Source organism: Streptomyces sp. NPDC002324 (assembly GCF_053593335.1).
The window spans coordinates 109,516-124,563 of the sequence record NZ_JBSFCF010000025.1; the positions used below are offsets into that span (position 1 = coordinate 109,516).

Genomic DNA, 15,048 nt, shown 5'->3' on the forward strand with positions numbered 1-15,048 from the left:
CGCTACGGTGTCGAGCAGGCAGGACGGGGAACCCCGAGCGGGACCGCCGAACGGCTGCAGACGAAGGAGAGGGGTGTCGCGTGGTGCGTCTGAGGGGTGGGGTCGCCGCCGTCGCTCTGGTGCTGGTCGCCGCGACCGGCTGCGAACCGGACAGCACGGGTGGCTCGGCCGGACCGCAGGAGAACCCGGCAGGCGGCGGGGGCGCGGCTTACGCCGCCGCGGAGGCGCTGACCGTCAAGGGGCGGGCGCCCAAGAACAACTACGACCGCGGCGAGTTCGGCAGCGCGTGGGCCGACACGGACTCCAACAGCTGCGACACCCGCGACGACATACTCAAACGCGACCTGGACGAGGTGAAGTTCCGGGACGGGGACTGCACGGTGGTCTCCGGTGTGCTCGACCCGGACCCGTACACCGGCAAGGACGTGCCGTACGTACGGGGCCGCAGCAAGATCGACGTGGACCACATGGTGGCCCTCTCCGACGCCTGGCAGAAGGGCGCCCAGCAGTGGGACGACAGCAAGCGCATAGCCCTGGCCAACGACCCGCTCAACCTGCTCGCGGTGGACTCCGGCACCAACCGCGGCAAGGGCGACGGTGACACGGCCACCTGGCTCCCCCCGAACAAGGCCTACCGCTGCACCTATGTGGCGGCCCAGGTCGCCGTGAAGACGAAGTACGGCCTCTGGGTCACCTCCGCCGAACAGGACGCCATGAAGCGTGTCCTGATCACCTGTCCGCAGCAGAAGCTCCCCACCGGCGGCAACCCGACGAAGGCCCCGGCCCGCTTTCACGCGGACTGAGGCCGTCGGGGTACCGCCGGGCGGCGCGGCGCGTCAGCCGAAGTCCTTGTCCATGTCGATGACCTTGCCCTTGGGGGCCTTGGCCGGGACCGGCTTGTCGTAGTCGGTGAAGACCAGGTCGCCGGGCTCCTTCGCGGACTTGCTGACGACCCGCAGGAGGTACGGCTCACCCTCGGTGGCGACGTACAGGGTGTAGCGGTCCTTGCCGTCCTTCTCGTCGAGGACGATGGCGGGGGTGCCTTCGACCTCGGAGGTCTTGCCGCGCGTGGCGTTGGAGTCGACGTCCTCGAAGTCGGCGAGGACGGTGTCGAGGTCGCAGAAGCTCGCCATGTCCTTGGAGTCCTCGCCGGCCGCGGACGTCTTGGTCCACTTGTCGGCGAGCATGTCGACGACCATGTCGGCCTCCTCCTTGGAGGAGTCCTTCGACTGGGCGCGCAGGAAGGCCTCGTCGTACTTCATGTAGAGGGTGTCGCCGACCTTGATCAGTTCGGCCTGGCCCTCGCCGCCCATGCTCATGGTGCCGGCGCAGTCGCCCTTCTTGTTCATCGCCATGTCCATCTGGACCGTGCCGCCGGCGGACTCGTCCTCGATCTCGCCCTTCATCCGGAGCGATTCGGCGCCGGAGGTGGCCTTCACGGCCTTGTCGGCGATCTCGCCGCCGGACAGCCCGGCGAAGGGGCCGTCGGCCTTGTCCTCGGACATGCAGCCGGTGAGCGAGAAGGTGGCCGCGGCGGCGATGCAGACGGCGGCGAGTGCGGTGCGACGCATGGGAGTTCCCCCCTGGGAATCGATGGGTGGTGCGTGGAACGAGCGGTGTGTGGCGCTTGGTCCGGGAGCGGTGTGATGAGCGCTGAGCGGTGGCGTCAGCGCGCGCGGGTGTCGAGTACGTCGTCCGCGGATTCGTAAACCGTGACGCGGCCTCGCTCGTCGGGCTTCCGGCCGGCGTGGGCCGGGGAGTCGAGGCGGGCGGGGCCGTCGCCGTTCACGGTGAGGTCACCGTTTCCGTCCATGGCGTGCTTCTCCCCCGGTGTACGACAGTGCGGCCGACGTGTGACCATCCGGATCGGGTGGCCCGTCGTTCGATGGGTCAATCACAGCAGAGCTTGTGAACCGAGTCAACACGGTTCACGGGATTGGGTGTGTACACGCCGTGAAGGGGTAGATCTTGCGTGCGTCGGTATGCTCGACGTCACACCACCAGGTACGAGGGGAGCCGGGCGCGTGCAGGGGAACGGGACAGAGGTCACCGCCGCGGACATCGCGCGGCTAGCCGGCGTGGGTCGTGCCGCCGTCAGCAACTGGCGCCGACGGCATGCCGACTTCCCCAAACCGGTCGGCGGCACCGAGACCAGTCCGGCCTTCGCGCTCGGGGAGGTCGAGGCGTGGCTGCGCCACCAGGGCAAGCTGGCCGAGGTCCCCCTGAAGGAGCGCGTCTGGCAGCAGGTCACCGGGCATCCGGAGGGCCCTGTCACCGCGCTGGTGCACGTGGGCTGCGCCCTGCTGTATCTCCACGAACGGCCCCTGGCCTGGCTGGAGTCGAGCGCCCGCCCCGACGACGCGCGGCTGGCCCGGGAGCTGCCCGAGCCGCTGTGGCAGGTCATCGCCCCCCGCCTCGGTGCCGCCCGCGAGAGCGCCGTACTCCGGCCGACGCCCGCCGGGTTGCTGCCCTCGATCCCCCTGCTGCGCGGCGCCACCGAACTGGCGGCCGATCTGGGAGCGCGGCAGACCTTCGAGTTCCTGCTCGCCCGGCACCTCGACGCCAACCCGCGCCAGTACACGCTCACTCCGGGCGACCTCGCCGAGCTGATGGCCGAACTCGTCGGGCCCGCCCGCTCGGTGCTCGACCCGGCCTGCGGCACCGGCGCGCTCCTGCACGCCGTCCCCACCCGCCCCGGCCAGGAGCTGTACGGCCAGGACAGCTCCCGCGAACTGGCCGCTCTCACGGCGCTGCGCCTCGCCCTGAACACCGGGAGCACGGTCCGCACCGCCCCGGGCGACAGCCTCCGCGCGGACGCCCACGAGCGGCTCAGGGCCGAGGCCGTCCTGTGCCACCCGCCGTTCAACGAGCGCAACTGGGGCCATGACGAACTGGCCTACGACCCCCGCTGGGAGTACGGCTTCCCGGCCCGTACGGAATCCGAACTGGCCTGGGTGCAGCACGCCCTGGCCCGCCTGGAGGACGGCGGAACCGCCGTGCTGCTGATGCCGCCGGCCGTCGCGAGCCGCCGCTCCGGGCGCCGTATCCGCGCCGACCTGTTGCGCCGGGGCGCCCTGCGCGCCGTCATCGCCCTGCCGGTCGGCGCGGCACCCCCGTACAACATCCCGCTGCATCTGTGGGTGCTGCGCAGGCCCGGAAGGGCGTCCGTGCCGCCCGAGTTGCTGCTCGTCGACACCGGGCGGCTCGTCCACGAGGGGCGGAGCGGATTCGACTGGGCGGGGGTCCGTGCCGCCGTGCTCGACGCCTGGCGGCCCTTCGACCGGGCAGGCGAGGTGACGGAACGGCCGGGGCTGAGCCGCTCGCTGCCGGTCATCGAACTGCTCGACGACGACGTGGACCTGGCCCCCGCCCGGCACCTGCCGCCCCCGGCCGCGGGCGGCGGCGCCGAGCAGCTGACCGCCGTACGCGACCGCCTCGGCGAGACCCTCCGTCTGACCGCCGACCTCACGCCCCCGCCCGCCGGGCAGGCGGGGCCGGCGCGCTGGCCGCTCACCACGGTCGGTGAACTCGCGCGCGGGGGAGCCCTGGTGCTGCGTACCGGCGGAAGCGGTCCGCACGCGCGCGTGCTCACCGACCACGACGTCCTGGCCGGCACGGCACCCTCGGGCACCCTGCCCGAGTCGGGCGAGGACCCCGTGCTCGTGGAGCCCGGCGACATCGTCGTCCCCGTCCTCGGCGGCGGCGGGGTCGCGCGGGTGATCGACGAGAAGACCGCGGGCGCCGCCCTCGGCCGCAACCTCACACTGCTGCGCCCCGACCGGGCCGCGCTCGACGCGTGGTTCGTCGCCGGTTTCCTGCGCGGCACCGCCAACAGCCGCCAGGCCAGCAGCTATGCCTCCACCGCCACCCGTCTCGACGTGCGCCGCCTCCAGCTGCCCCGGCTCCCGCTGGACCAGCAGCGCCGCTACGGCGAACGCTTCCGCGCCCTCGCCGCCTTCGAGGACGCCCTCCGCCAGGCCGGCCGCCTCGGCGAACGCCTGGTGCGCGGCATGTACGACGGACTGACGGACGGCTCCGTCGCCCCGGACTGAATCCGCGCCGCGGGCCCGCGGACCGACGGGCGCCCGGCCCGGCCCGGTCAACTCCCTCTACGATCAGCCTTACCGGACGGAACCGCTCCGCCCATGGCGGCGTGACCAGCACTGCGGTACTACAACGGTTGTCCACAACCCTGGACCTCTTGTCGTCAACGACCGATACCCTCGGGACGACATCGCACGTCAACTCTCACCAGGCCCTCAGGAGCAGCCATGCAAGGCCACGGCTATGCGCCGACACCGCCCCCCGGCCCCGACCAGGGGGGCCAGGTCACACTCCGTGTGATCTTCGTGGTGGTCGCGGTCATGAGCTGTGGCCTGCTCGCCTGGGCGTGCCTGCTGCGGCTCGCCTCGGTGACCCGCAGGCCCCGCGACTGGTGGCTGTTCGCCCTGGCGCTCGTCCACATCATCGCGACGCTGTACATCATCGGCACCGACCCGGGCGAGGAAGAGTTCACCACCTGGCGCGGTGACGTCGGCATGAGCATGCTTTTCGGCGGCCTCGCGGCGATCGTCGCGTACTACCTGTACGCGGACATAACCCACTTCAACCGCGCTCGGACGGCCCTCTCGTCGCCGTACGCCCAGACCACGGCGTACTCGCAGCAGAGCGGGTACAGCTATCCGCCGGTCCAGGTCCCGCAGCCCTACATCCCCGCACCGCCGGTCGCGCAGCCGCCCGTCCAGCATCAGCCTCCGCAACCGCCGCGGCAGCCCGCGCCGGAGCCGCAGCGCCCGGGCCCCGCCCGCATCGACCAGGTGCGCGCCGAGCTGGACGAGCTCAGTGACTATCTCCGCAATCACGAAGGAGACCGGTGACCCCGGCCAAGGGCACCGGACGCCTGATCACCGGCCGCTACGAACTGTCCACGCTCATCGGCCAGGGCGGCATGGGCCAGGTGTGGACGGCGTACGACCAGCGCCTCGACCGGCGCGTGGCGGTCAAGCTGCTGCGCCCGGACAAGGTCGCGGGCCAGGAGGCCGACGAGCTGCGCCGCCGCTTCGTGCGCGAGTGCCGGGTGACGGCCCAGGTCGACCACCCCGGCCTGGTGACCGTGCACGACGCGGGCAGCGAGGACGAGGAGCTGTTCCTCGTCATGCAGTACGTCGACGGGGCCGACCTCGCCGACCACCTCGCCGAGCACGACCCGTACCCGTGGCAGTGGACCGTCTCGGTCGCCGCCCAGCTGTGCGCCGTGCTCTCCGCCGTGCACGCGGTGCCGATCATCCACCGCGACCTCAAGCCGCGGAACGTCATGGTCAAGCAGGACGGCACCGTCACCGTCCTCGACCTCGGCGTCGCCTCCGTGATGGACACCGACACCACCCGCCTGACCCACACCGGCTCGCCCATCGGCAGCCCCGCGTACATGGCCCCCGAACAGGCCATGGGCGGCGCGGTCGGCCCCTACACCGACCTGTACGCCCTCGGTGTGCTGATACACGAACTGCTCAGCGGGAACGTCCCGTTCACCGGCTCCACGGCTCTCGGAGTCCTGCACCGCCACCTCTACGAGCCGCCGGTGCCCGTCCGCCGACTGCGCCCCGAGGTTCCCGAGACCCTGGAGGCCCTGGTCCTGCGGCTGCTCTCCAAGGACCCGCAGCACCGACCGTCCTCCGCGCAGGAGACGTACGAACAGCTCCTCCCGCTGCTCCCCGCGCGCGGTATGCCCACCGGCTCCCCGCTCGACCCCACGCGCCCCTTCCTGCGCCCGCACGCCCCCTGGCCGGACCGCGCCCGTATCCCCGCGCCACAGCCGTCCGCCGCGCCCGACCCCGCGCCCGCGGCCGACAAGCCCGACGTGGCGGGGGCCGTCGACGAGGTCAAGCGGCTGCTCGGCGAGGGCCGCATCACCCAGGCCGTCGACATCCTCGGAGCGATCCTCCCGGCCGCCGCCGCCCAGCACGGCGAGCACTCACCCGTCGTCCGCACCCTGCGCAAGCAGTACGCGGCCACCCTCATGGACGACGGGCAGTACCGCCGCGCCCTGCCCGAGCTGCGCCGCCTCGCCGACGAGCGGGCCACCGAGGCCGGCCAGGCCGACCCCCAGGCACTGCGCTGGCGCTACGACTCCGCCCAGTGCCTCGAACAGCTCGGCGAACCGGCCGCGGCCCTCGCCGAGTACCGCTCCCTGCTGCCGTACTACGAGAACCAGTACGTCGGCGGCGACCCCGAACTCGCCCTCGACGTCCGCCGCCGCATAGGCCACCTGCTCCTCGCCCTCGGTGACCGGGGCGCAGCCCACGAGACCCTGGGCCGCCTGCTGGTCGACGTCGAACGGCTGCGCGGGCCCGCCCATCCGCTCGCGGGCGAGGTCCGGCGCACGCTGCAGTGGCTGGGGCAGGTACGCGGCTGACGCGGGCGACGGCCCCGATGTTTTGCGGCACCTTGGCCGAAGTTTGCCAGGGTCGAGAGCCAGGGTTTCCCGTACACGGAGACACTCCCGCTTAGCTGTTCGGGCACACAGCGAATCGGCGAATCCAGGGACGGGACCACGCATGTCCGACGACACCAGCAGCGACCGGCCGTCCGGAAGGGCCGGCCACCGGCGGTCCAGAAGGCGCAGACACCTCGCCTGGGCGGTGGCCGGCACCGCCGTCCTCGCCGGAGCCGGACTCGCCGCGCAGAACTCCCTGGCCACGACCACCGCCTGGCCCACCGCCAAGATCTACACCGGCCGCGCCTTCGACACCTGCACAGCCCCCTCCCTGTCCGCGATGAAGGCCTGGAACACCGGCTTCTACGGGGCGGCGGCGGTCTACGTCGGCGGCAAGAACCGCGGCTGCTCCCAGCCCAACCTCACCGCCTCCTGGGTGAAGTCCGTCAACACCCTCGGCTGGAAACTGGTACCGCTCTACGTCGGTGCCCAGCCGCCCTGCCAGAGCGGCTCCAGTCCCGAGGTGATCACGGCCTCGACCGCCGCCTCCCAGGGCGCCGCCGACGGCACGGACGCCGTGACCAGGGCCGCCGCCCTCGGCATGAAGCCCGGCAGCGCGCTCTACCTCGACATGGAGGCGTACGACACGACGGACACGGCCTGCGACAACGCCGTCCTGACCTACATCAGGGCCTGGCACAAGGCGCTCGGCGCCAAGCAGTACCGCTCCGGGTTCTACGGCTTCAGCAGCTCCAGCGCCAAGGCCGTCGCCACCGCCACCGACCGCACGAACCTGCCGGGCAACCTCTGGTACGCCAAGTGGGACAAGGTCAACACGACGACCACCGACTGGCCGTTCGACCCGAAGCTGTACACCGGGCACCACCGGGCCCACCAGTACATGGTCAACAGCAAGGAGAGCCGCGGCGGCCACACGATCACCGTGGACCGCAGCGCGTGGGACGCCCCGGTGGCGATCGTGGGGTGAAACGGGCGACGGCCCCGCCCCGGCGCGGCCAGGGACGCCGGGGCGGGGCCGGTGGCGGCGCGGTCCGGGAGCGACGGTGCCCGAAGTCGGCGTGAATCGTTGGTCGAATGGCTGGCCGAGAGCAGGGCCACTGCCTACCATCGATCACCGCAAGACCTTGTGCACCGCCGCACAATCTCCTCGGGAGGCTCACTTGCACCGCCGCCGTCGCTCCGCGCTCCTCCTCTCCGCAGCGATCGTCGCCGCGGCCCCGCTCCTCACCGCCTGCGGAAGCGACGCGCATCCCGGCGCGGCGGCCGTCGTCGGCCAGGACCGGATCACGGTCGCGCAACTGGAGAACCGGGTGAACGAGGTGCGCACCGCCCAGCGCGCCGTCAGCACGGACGAGAGCCAGTACCAGCAGGCCGTCGCCCAGAGCAGCGCCCTCACCCGCAACACCCTGAACGGCATGGTCCTGGAGAAGGTCCTCGACCAGGCCCTGAAGGAGGCCGGTGTGACCGTCACCCGCAAGGAGGTCCAGAAGTACCGGACCGACCTGGAGGCGGAGGCCGGCGGGGCCGAGGCCCTGGAGACGGCCTACCTGCAGCGCTACAGCGTCGCCCCGGAACAGCTGGAGGAAAGCCTCCGCAGCGACGTCGAGGTCCAGAAACTCGCCGCCTCCCTCGGCGCCGACCTCAACACCCAGGAGGGCGGTGCCGTCTTCTGGAAGGCCCTCTCCGCGGCCTCGAAGAAACTCGACGTGGACCTCAACCCCCGCTACGGCAGCTGGGGCGTCGACCCGGCTTCCGGCCGGGTCGGTCTGCTGGACGCCAAGACGCCGTGGCTGAAGGAGGTCACCCGCGCGGCGACGCCGGAGCAGGCGCAGGGGTGAGCTTGCGGGCGGCGCGCCCGCTGCCCTCGGCGCCTGCCTGTGGACAACTCAGGGGGCCGTCCGTGACGTGGGTTACGTTCGTGGGGTGAACGCACACCGCCCCGACGGCACCTCCGCCACCACGGCCCCCGAGAGCACGGCCCCCGAGAGCACGGCCCCCGAGAGCACGGCCCCCGAGGCCACGGCCCCCGGGACCATGGCTCCCGAGACCGCGGCCTCCACCTCCGGCCCCGGCCGGGTCGTCCTGCTCACCACCAGCCACCGGGTCGCGCCCGGCCTGCTCTCCTGGCCGGCCTGGCAGGCACTGCACGGGGCGGACCGCGTCCTCTGCGCGGACGGAGCGCACCCCCAGCTCCCCTATATCCGCGAGGCCGGCGTCACGGTGGAGCACACGGTCCCGACGGCCGAGGAACTGGTGGACGACTGCGCCGGCGGCCGCACGGTGGTCGTGGTGGCCACCGCCGAGGGCGAACCCCGCCTCACCGACGGCCTGGCCCGCCTCGCCGGCTCCGGCCGCGTCCACATGCCGTTCCTGGAGCTGCTCCCCGCCTCCTACGACCTCCCCGGCGCCCGTCTCCTCGACCTCGTCCAGGTCATGGACCGGATCCGAGCGGAGTGTCCCTGGTCCTCCCGGCAGACGCACCAGGGCCTCGCCAAGTACGGCATCGAGGAGGCGTACGAACTCGTCGAGGCCATCGAGGAGGGTGAGCGCGACGAACTCCGCGAGGAGCTGGGCGACGTCCTCCTCCAGGTCGTCTTCCACGCCCGCATCGCCGAGGACGACCCCGACACCCCCTTCTCCATCGACGACGTGGCCGCCGGCATCGTCACCAAGCTCATCCACCGCCACCCCCATGTCTTCGGGGACGCGACGGCCACGACCCCCGAGGAGGTCAAGGCGCACTGGCTGCGCACCAAGGCAGTCGAGAAGCAGCGCGCGTCGGTGACCGACGGCGTACCCCTCGGCCAGCCCGGTCTCGCCCTCGCCGCCAAGCTCTCCTCCCGCGCCCGCACCGCCGGCCTCGACGTCCCGATACCCCACGGCGACGACCTCGGTCACGCACTCCTCACCCTCGCCGCCGACGCCGAGTCCCGGGGCATCGACCCCGAGGCGGCCCTCCGGGCGGCGGCCCGCGCGTACCGGGACGCGATCAGGATCGCGGAGGGCCTGCCGGCGGGGCCGGGGGAGACGGCCGGCCGTGACGAGTCCGGGGAGGAGGAGTCCGGGGAGGAGGGGTCCGGGGAGGAGGGGGACGAGGACGCCGCCGGGAGCTGACCCGACGGGCATCCGTCACGCGGGCCGGAAGCCCCGGCCGGGCGGGAAGCCCCGGCCGGGCCGGATACCGTCGGCGGGTGACCAACCAGCCCGCATCCAGCTCCGCCATGCCCACGGGAACCGGCGCGCCCGACCTCTTCACCTGGGAGTTCGCCACCGACCCCTACCCGGCGTACGCCTGGCTCCGTGAGCACGCCCCCGTTCACCGGACGCGCCTGCCCAGCGGCGTGGAGGCCTGGCTGGTCACCCGCTACGGCGACGCCAAGCAGGCCCTCGCCGACGGGCGCCTGTCGAAGAACCCGGCGCACCACGCCGAGCCCGCGCACGCCAAGGGCAAGACGGGCATCCCCGGTGAGCGCAAGGCCGAGTTGATGACACATCTGCTGAACATCGACCCGCCGGACCACACCAGACTCCGCCGCCTGGTGTCGAAGGCGTTCACACCCCGGCGGGTCGCCGAGTTCGCCCCCCGGGTCCAGGAGTTGACCGACCGGCTGATCGACGGGTTCGCCGAGAAGGGCGAGGCCGACCTCATCCACGAGTTCGCCTTCCCCCTCCCCATCTACGCGATCTGCGACCTGCTGGGCGTTCCCCGGGAGGACCAGGACGACTTCAGGGACTGGGCGGGCATGATGATCCGGCATGGCGGTGGTCCGCGGGGCGGCGTCGCGCGGTCGGTGAAGAAGATGCGCGGCTACCTCGCCGACCTCATCCACCGCAAGCGGGAAGCGCTCACCGAGCACCCCGCCCCGGGCGAGGACCTCATCTCCGCGCTCATCCGCGCCTCCGACCACGGGGAGCACCTCACCGAGAACGAGGCCGCGGCGATGGCGTTCATCCTGCTGTTCGCCGGGTTCGAGACCACCGTCAACCTCATCGGGAACGGCACGTACGCCCTGCTCACCCACCCCGAGCAGCGGGCCCGCCTCCAGACCTCCCTCGCCGCCGGCGAGACCGGGCTGCTCGAAACCGGCGTCGAGGAACTCCTGCGCTACGACGGTCCCGTCGAACTCGCCACCTGGCGCTTCGCGACCGAGCCCCTCACGCTGGGCGGGCAGGACATCGCCCCCGGCGACCCGGTCCTCGTCGTCCTCGCGGCGGCCGACCGCGACCCGGCCCGTTTCGAGGACCCCGACACCCTGGACCTCTCCCGCCGTGACAACCAGCACCTCGGCTACGGCCACGGCATCCACTACTGCCTCGGCGCGCCGCTCGCCCGGCTCGAAGGCCAGAGCGCGCTGGCGACGCTCCTCACCCGGCTCCCCGATCTGCGACTCGCAGTGGATACGGCCGATTTGCGGTGGCGGGGAGGCCTCATCATGCGTGGATTGCGCACGCTTCCGGTGGAATTCACCCCACGGGCGCGGCCGTGAGTGGGTGGTGATCGCGCCGTGAGCGGCCCGTAGTTGTACCCGGACGGGCCGTAACACTACCCCATTCCGAGCCAGAAATTGACGCTCCCTCAACTCTGTGATCTTCACGTGATCTGCGCTGCATTAACTTGTGACAACTGATCGACTGCCGATACGTTCACACGTCAGTGCGAAGGGGGCACCGCGCCCGTCGCACAGACCACCGCTGTCGTGTGAAAGGCAACCGCATGCTCTCCGGGAACGGTCGTCACCGTCGCCCCCGTCAGGCTCCGGCTCTCCTCGTCGCGGCGGGAGTCACCGGGTCGGCCATCGCGATCCCACTCCTCGGCGCCACCGGCGCGAGCGCGGCGAGCGGAACCACCTGGGACCAGGTGGCGGAGTGCGAGAGCGGTGGCTTCTGGAGCGCGGACACCGGGAACGGGCGCTACGGCGGCCTCCAGCTGACCCAGGAGAACTGGGAGAAGTACGGCGGCCTCGACTACGCGACGACCGCGGACCAGGCCAGCCGTTCGCAGCAGATAGCCGTCGCCGAGAAGGTCCTCGCGGACCAGGGCGTAGGCGTCTGGTCCACCTGCGGACTGCTGCACAACCTGGGCGGCGACTCGGGTCCCGCCGACGTGGACACGGGTGTCGCGGACGACTCGTCCGACTCCGGCGGCGCATCCGGTTCATCGGGTGCATCGGATTCCTCCGACTCGACCGGGTCCACCGGCTCGGCCAAGTCGGCCGACGGCACCGACTCCACGCGCTCCGACGGGTCGAAGGAATCGACCGAGTCGACCGAGTCGTCGGACGCGTCCGCGAAGGCCCTCGACGGCTCCACGAAGGCGACCACCGAGCCGGACGCGGGCTCCGACGCCGCGGACTCCACCGATTCCGGCGACAGCGGCACCGGCACCGGCACCGGCTCCAAGGAATCCGGCAGTGCGAACACGGACGATTCCAGCCAGGCGGACGGCTCCGCGGCCGACGATGACGTCGACGGCGGCAGCGGCCGGCATCGCGGCGCCAGCGCCGACGAGGGCGCGGACACCGGCTCCGGGGCGGACAAGGCCGACGGCGCCACCTCAGGCCGTCACGCCTCGCGTGACGGCGGCGCGTCGAGCGAGGGCGCGGAGGGCGCCTACACCGTCCGCGTGGGCGACAGTCTGACCGGCATCGTGAACTCGCTCGGCCTGAACGGCGGGTGGCGGACGCTGTACTCCGAGAACGAGCGCACGGTCGGAACTGACCCGGACCTTATCCTTCCCGGTCAGACCCTCGAAGTCGGTGCCGAAACGGGCGAAAAGTAGCGGCAGTTCGCGTCATGGTTCGACCCTGAATGCCCGTTTTGATCATTGTGGGAGATGAATCACAGACCCCCTGATCGTCTTTGAAATTCGGGCAATCACCTGTTTACGGTCGTGACCGCTCGCCACAGCGGGCCCTCCCGGTCGGCACGCCGAATCCTGCCATCGGCCGTGAGGAACAGTCGTCGCGTCAAGCGCCGTAGGCAGGAGCGGGGGACCCAAGGTAAGTGCCGGGTCCGGCGGTTGCGGCCCTTCGGGGGCGCACGACCGGAACCGGCTGGGGGTGAAGCCGCGCGACGTGAGCCGAGAGGCGAGCGTGCGCGGCCGGGCAACTCAACCGGCCCGAACCCGACAGCTCACCTCGCAGGCGTCGGTGAGGGGATCTCTCCATGCTGTTTTCCAGCAAGGGCAAGCACCGTCGTCCGTCCAAGGCCGCTCGCGCCATCGCCGTCGTCGGTGTCACCGGCGCCGCGGCGGTCGCCGCCCCGCTGATGGCCGCCGGCAGCGCCTCCGCCGCCACCGCCTCCGAGTGGGACGCCGTCGCCCAGTGCGAGTCCGGCGGCAACTGGTCCATCAACACCGGCAACGGCTACTACGGCGGTCTGCAGTTCTCGGCCTCCACCTGGGCCGCCTACGGCGGTACGCAGTACGCCTCCACCGCCAACCAGGCGAGCAAGGCCCAGCAGATCGCGATCGCCGAGAAGGTCCTCGCCGGTCAGGGCAAGGGTGCCTGGCCGGTCTGCGGCAAGGGTCTGTCCGGCGCCTCCTACGACGGCGCCGCCGCCTCTTCCGGCAACGCCGACTCCTCCGGCTCCTCCTCGCAGAGCACGCAGGAGAGCACCAAGAAGAGCACCGAGGACACCCGCTCCTCCCGCTCCTCCGAGCGCGCCACCGTCAAGACCCCGACCGGCAAGAAGGTCAAGAAGGGCGACGGCGAGTACAAGGTCGTCACCGGTGACACCCTCAGCGCCATCGCCGCGAAGAAGAACGTCAAGGGTGGCTGGGAGAAGCTCTTCGAGCTGAACAAGGACATCATCGACGACGCCGACTTCATCTACCCGGGCCAGCAGCTCCACCTGAGCTGACCCACGGCGACCACGACGGCCGCCACACGCCTGCCGACCCCACGGCCGCCCCCACGGCCGGGCAGGCGGGGCAGGTTCAGCCGGGCCGGAAAACAGGCCGCTCCCCGGCTGAACCACAGCCCGCTCACAGCCGTGTCCTCCATAGTGAAGACCTCGTGAGGGCCGTCCCCCCGTCCCCACGGGCTCCCCGCCCCGGTGCGCATTCCCCCGTACGCACCGGGGCGGGGCTTTTTCGTGCCCGCCTCCTCCTTCTGTTCACTTTCTCGACCACCCCCCTTTGTTCCGACCGGGAACAATGGGTACGGTCTGTCTGTCCACGGGACGGTCGGTCGGCTGCCGACGGCCCGGGGACGGTTAGGCTCTAGTCGCCAGGCCCCAGCGGCCCCGCACAACCAGCGTCACATCCCATGAAGGAGATGCTCGTGCCGTCCATCGACGTCGTCGTAGCCCGGGAAATCCTCGACTCGCGAGGCAACCCCACCGTCGAGGTCGAGGTCGGCCTCGACGACGGCAGCACGGGTCGTGCCGCCGTTCCGTCCGGCGCCTCCACCGGTGCCTTCGAAGCCATCGAGCTGCGTGACGGCGACCCCAACCGCTACCTCGGCAAGGGCGTCGAGAAGGCCGTCCTCGCCGTGATCGAGCAGATCGGCCCGGAGCTCGTCGGCTACGACGCCACCGAGCAGCGCCTGATCGACCAGGCGATGTTCGACCTGGACGCCACCGACAACAAGGGCTCCCTCGGCGCCAACGCCATCCTCGGCGTCTCCCTCGCCGTCGCCCACGCCGCCTCCGAGGCCAGCGATCTGCCGCTCTTCCGCTACCTGGGCGGCCCGAACGCGCACCTGCTGCCCGTTCCGATGATGAACATCCTGAACGGCGGTTCGCACGCCGACTCCAACGTGGACATCCAGGAGTTCATGATCGCCCCCATCGGCGCGGAGTCCTTCTCCGAGGCCCTGCGCTGGGGCGCCGAGGTCTACCACACCCTCAAGAAGGTGCTGAAGACCAAGGGCCTGTCCACCGGCCTCGGCGACGAGGGCGGCTTCGCCCCGAACCTGGAGTCCAACCGCGCCGCCCTGGACCTCATCCTGGAGGCCATCAAGGAGGCCGGCTACACCCCCGGCGAGCAGATCGCCCTCGCCCTGGACGTCGCCGCCTCCGAGTTCTACAAGGACGGCGTCTACACCTTCGAGGGCAAGGAGCGCTCCGCCGCCGAGATGACGGAGTACTACGCCGACCTCGTCGCGTCGTACCCGCTCGTCTCCATCGAGGACCCGCTGTTCGAGGACGACTGGGCCGGCTGGAACACCATCACCGAGAAGCTGGGCGACAAGGTCCAGATCGTCGGCGACGACCTCTTCGTAACCAACCCCGAGCGCCTCGCCCGCGGCATCGAGGAGGGCTCCGCCAACGCCCTGCTCGTCAAGGTCAACCAGATCGGCTCGCTGACCGAGACCCTGGACGCCGTCGAGATGGCCCAGCGCAACGGCTTCAAGTGCATGATGTCCCACCGCTCCGGCGAGACCGAGGACGTCACCATCGCCGACCTCGCCGTCGCCGTGAACTGCGGACAGATCAAGACCGGCGCCCCGGCCCGCTCGGACCGCGTCGCCAAGTACAACCAGCTGCTGCGCATCGAGGAGATCCTCGACGACGCCGCGGTCTACGCCGGCCGCAGCGCCTTCCCGCGCTTCAAGGGCTGAGCCGCCGGCTGACCCGTTGAGGGCCAA

Annotated in this window: 14 protein-coding genes and 1 riboswitch; of the genes, 11 read left to right on the forward strand and 3 right to left on the reverse strand. The window is 71.5% G+C overall.

From position 1 onward, the window contains the following. Positions 1–80: 80 nt before the first annotated feature. The gene (locus ACWCRJ_RS28630; RefSeq protein WP_450942018.1) at positions 81–803 is read left to right on the forward strand and encodes an HNH endonuclease family protein; all 723 of its coding nucleotides are present in this window, start codon (positions 81–83) and stop codon (positions 801–803) included. 33 nt (positions 804–836) lie between these two features. Here the strand turns inward: ACWCRJ_RS28630 and ACWCRJ_RS28635 are convergent, their stop codons facing one another. Both ACWCRJ_RS28635 and ACWCRJ_RS28640 read right to left on the reverse strand, forming a co-directional pair. Beyond that, on the reverse strand, positions 837–1,571 hold the full coding sequence (locus ACWCRJ_RS28635) for a lipoprotein (protein WP_005485778.1): 735 nt from the start codon (positions 1,569–1,571) through the stop codon (positions 837–839). A gap of 95 nt (positions 1,572–1,666) precedes the next feature. Continuing rightward, positions 1,667–1,813, reverse strand: a complete 147-nt coding sequence (locus ACWCRJ_RS28640) for a hypothetical protein (protein WP_450942019.1) — start codon at positions 1,811–1,813, stop codon at positions 1,667–1,669. A 211-nt stretch (positions 1,814–2,024) separates the two neighbouring features. Here ACWCRJ_RS28640 and ACWCRJ_RS28645 point away from each other — a divergent pair, with 211 nt between their 5' ends. From ACWCRJ_RS28645 to ACWCRJ_RS28665, 5 genes are all read left to right on the forward strand, one after another. Next, the gene (locus ACWCRJ_RS28645) at positions 2,025–4,052 is read left to right on the forward strand and encodes an N-6 DNA methylase (RefSeq protein ID WP_450942020.1); all 2,028 of its coding nucleotides are present in this window, start codon (positions 2,025–2,027) and stop codon (positions 4,050–4,052) included. Between the two features lie 219 nt (positions 4,053–4,271). After that, on the forward strand, positions 4,272–4,877 hold the full coding sequence (locus tag ACWCRJ_RS28650; RefSeq protein WP_450942021.1) for a hypothetical protein: 606 nt from the start codon (positions 4,272–4,274) through the stop codon (positions 4,875–4,877). 44 nt (positions 4,878–4,921) lie between these two features. Beyond that, positions 4,922–6,415 (forward strand): protein kinase domain-containing protein, encoded by a 1,494-nt coding sequence (locus ACWCRJ_RS28655; protein ID WP_450942038.1) that lies wholly within the window; start codon positions 4,922–4,924, stop codon positions 6,413–6,415. Positions 6,416–6,557: 142 nt separating this feature from the next. Beyond that, complete coding sequence (locus tag ACWCRJ_RS28660; protein WP_450942022.1) at positions 6,558–7,424, forward strand: glycoside hydrolase domain-containing protein; 867 nt, start codon at positions 6,558–6,560, stop codon at positions 7,422–7,424. A gap of 193 nt (positions 7,425–7,617) precedes the next feature. Next, the gene (locus tag ACWCRJ_RS28665; protein WP_450942023.1) at positions 7,618–8,295 is read left to right on the forward strand and encodes a SurA N-terminal domain-containing protein; all 678 of its coding nucleotides are present in this window, start codon (positions 7,618–7,620) and stop codon (positions 8,293–8,295) included. Between the two features lie 72 nt (positions 8,296–8,367). Here ACWCRJ_RS28665 and ACWCRJ_RS28670 read toward each other — a convergent pair whose 3' ends face one another. After that, positions 8,368–8,493 carry a pentapeptide repeat-containing protein gene (locus ACWCRJ_RS28670; RefSeq protein WP_450942024.1) on the reverse strand — a complete coding sequence of 42 codons (126 nt, stop codon included), beginning with the start codon at positions 8,491–8,493 and terminating at the stop codon, positions 8,368–8,370. Here ACWCRJ_RS28670 and ACWCRJ_RS28675 point away from each other — a divergent pair. The 5 genes from ACWCRJ_RS28675 (at position 8,492) to eno (ending at position 15,021) form a co-directional block, all read left to right on the forward strand. After that, the gene (locus ACWCRJ_RS28675; protein ID WP_450942025.1) at positions 8,492–9,571 is read left to right on the forward strand and encodes a nucleoside triphosphate pyrophosphohydrolase; all 1,080 of its coding nucleotides are present in this window, start codon (positions 8,492–8,494) and stop codon (positions 9,569–9,571) included. The two genes, ACWCRJ_RS28670 and ACWCRJ_RS28675, sit on opposite strands and share 2 nt — an antisense overlap. Before the next feature lie 77 nt (positions 9,572–9,648). Continuing rightward, on the forward strand, positions 9,649–10,944 hold the full coding sequence (locus ACWCRJ_RS28680) for a cytochrome P450 family protein (protein ID WP_450942026.1): 1,296 nt from the start codon (positions 9,649–9,651) through the stop codon (positions 10,942–10,944). A gap of 227 nt (positions 10,945–11,171) precedes the next feature. Continuing rightward, positions 11,172–12,236, forward strand: a complete 1,065-nt coding sequence (locus ACWCRJ_RS28685) for a transglycosylase family protein (RefSeq protein ID WP_450942039.1) — start codon at positions 11,172–11,174, stop codon at positions 12,234–12,236. A gap of 182 nt (positions 12,237–12,418) precedes the next feature. Further along, positions 12,419–12,618, forward strand: a riboswitch (cyclic di-AMP (ydaO/yuaA leader). 4 nt (positions 12,619–12,622) lie between these two features. After that, positions 12,623–13,318: a transglycosylase family protein gene (locus ACWCRJ_RS28690; protein WP_450942027.1), complete on the forward strand. Its 696-nt coding sequence runs from the start codon at positions 12,623–12,625 to the stop codon at positions 13,316–13,318. Positions 13,319–13,740: 422 nt separating this feature from the next. Beyond that, positions 13,741–15,021 carry a phosphopyruvate hydratase gene (gene eno, locus ACWCRJ_RS28695; RefSeq protein ID WP_013003053.1) on the forward strand — a complete coding sequence of 427 codons (1,281 nt, stop codon included), beginning with the start codon at positions 13,741–13,743 and terminating at the stop codon, positions 15,019–15,021. Positions 15,022–15,048 lie beyond the last annotated feature (27 nt).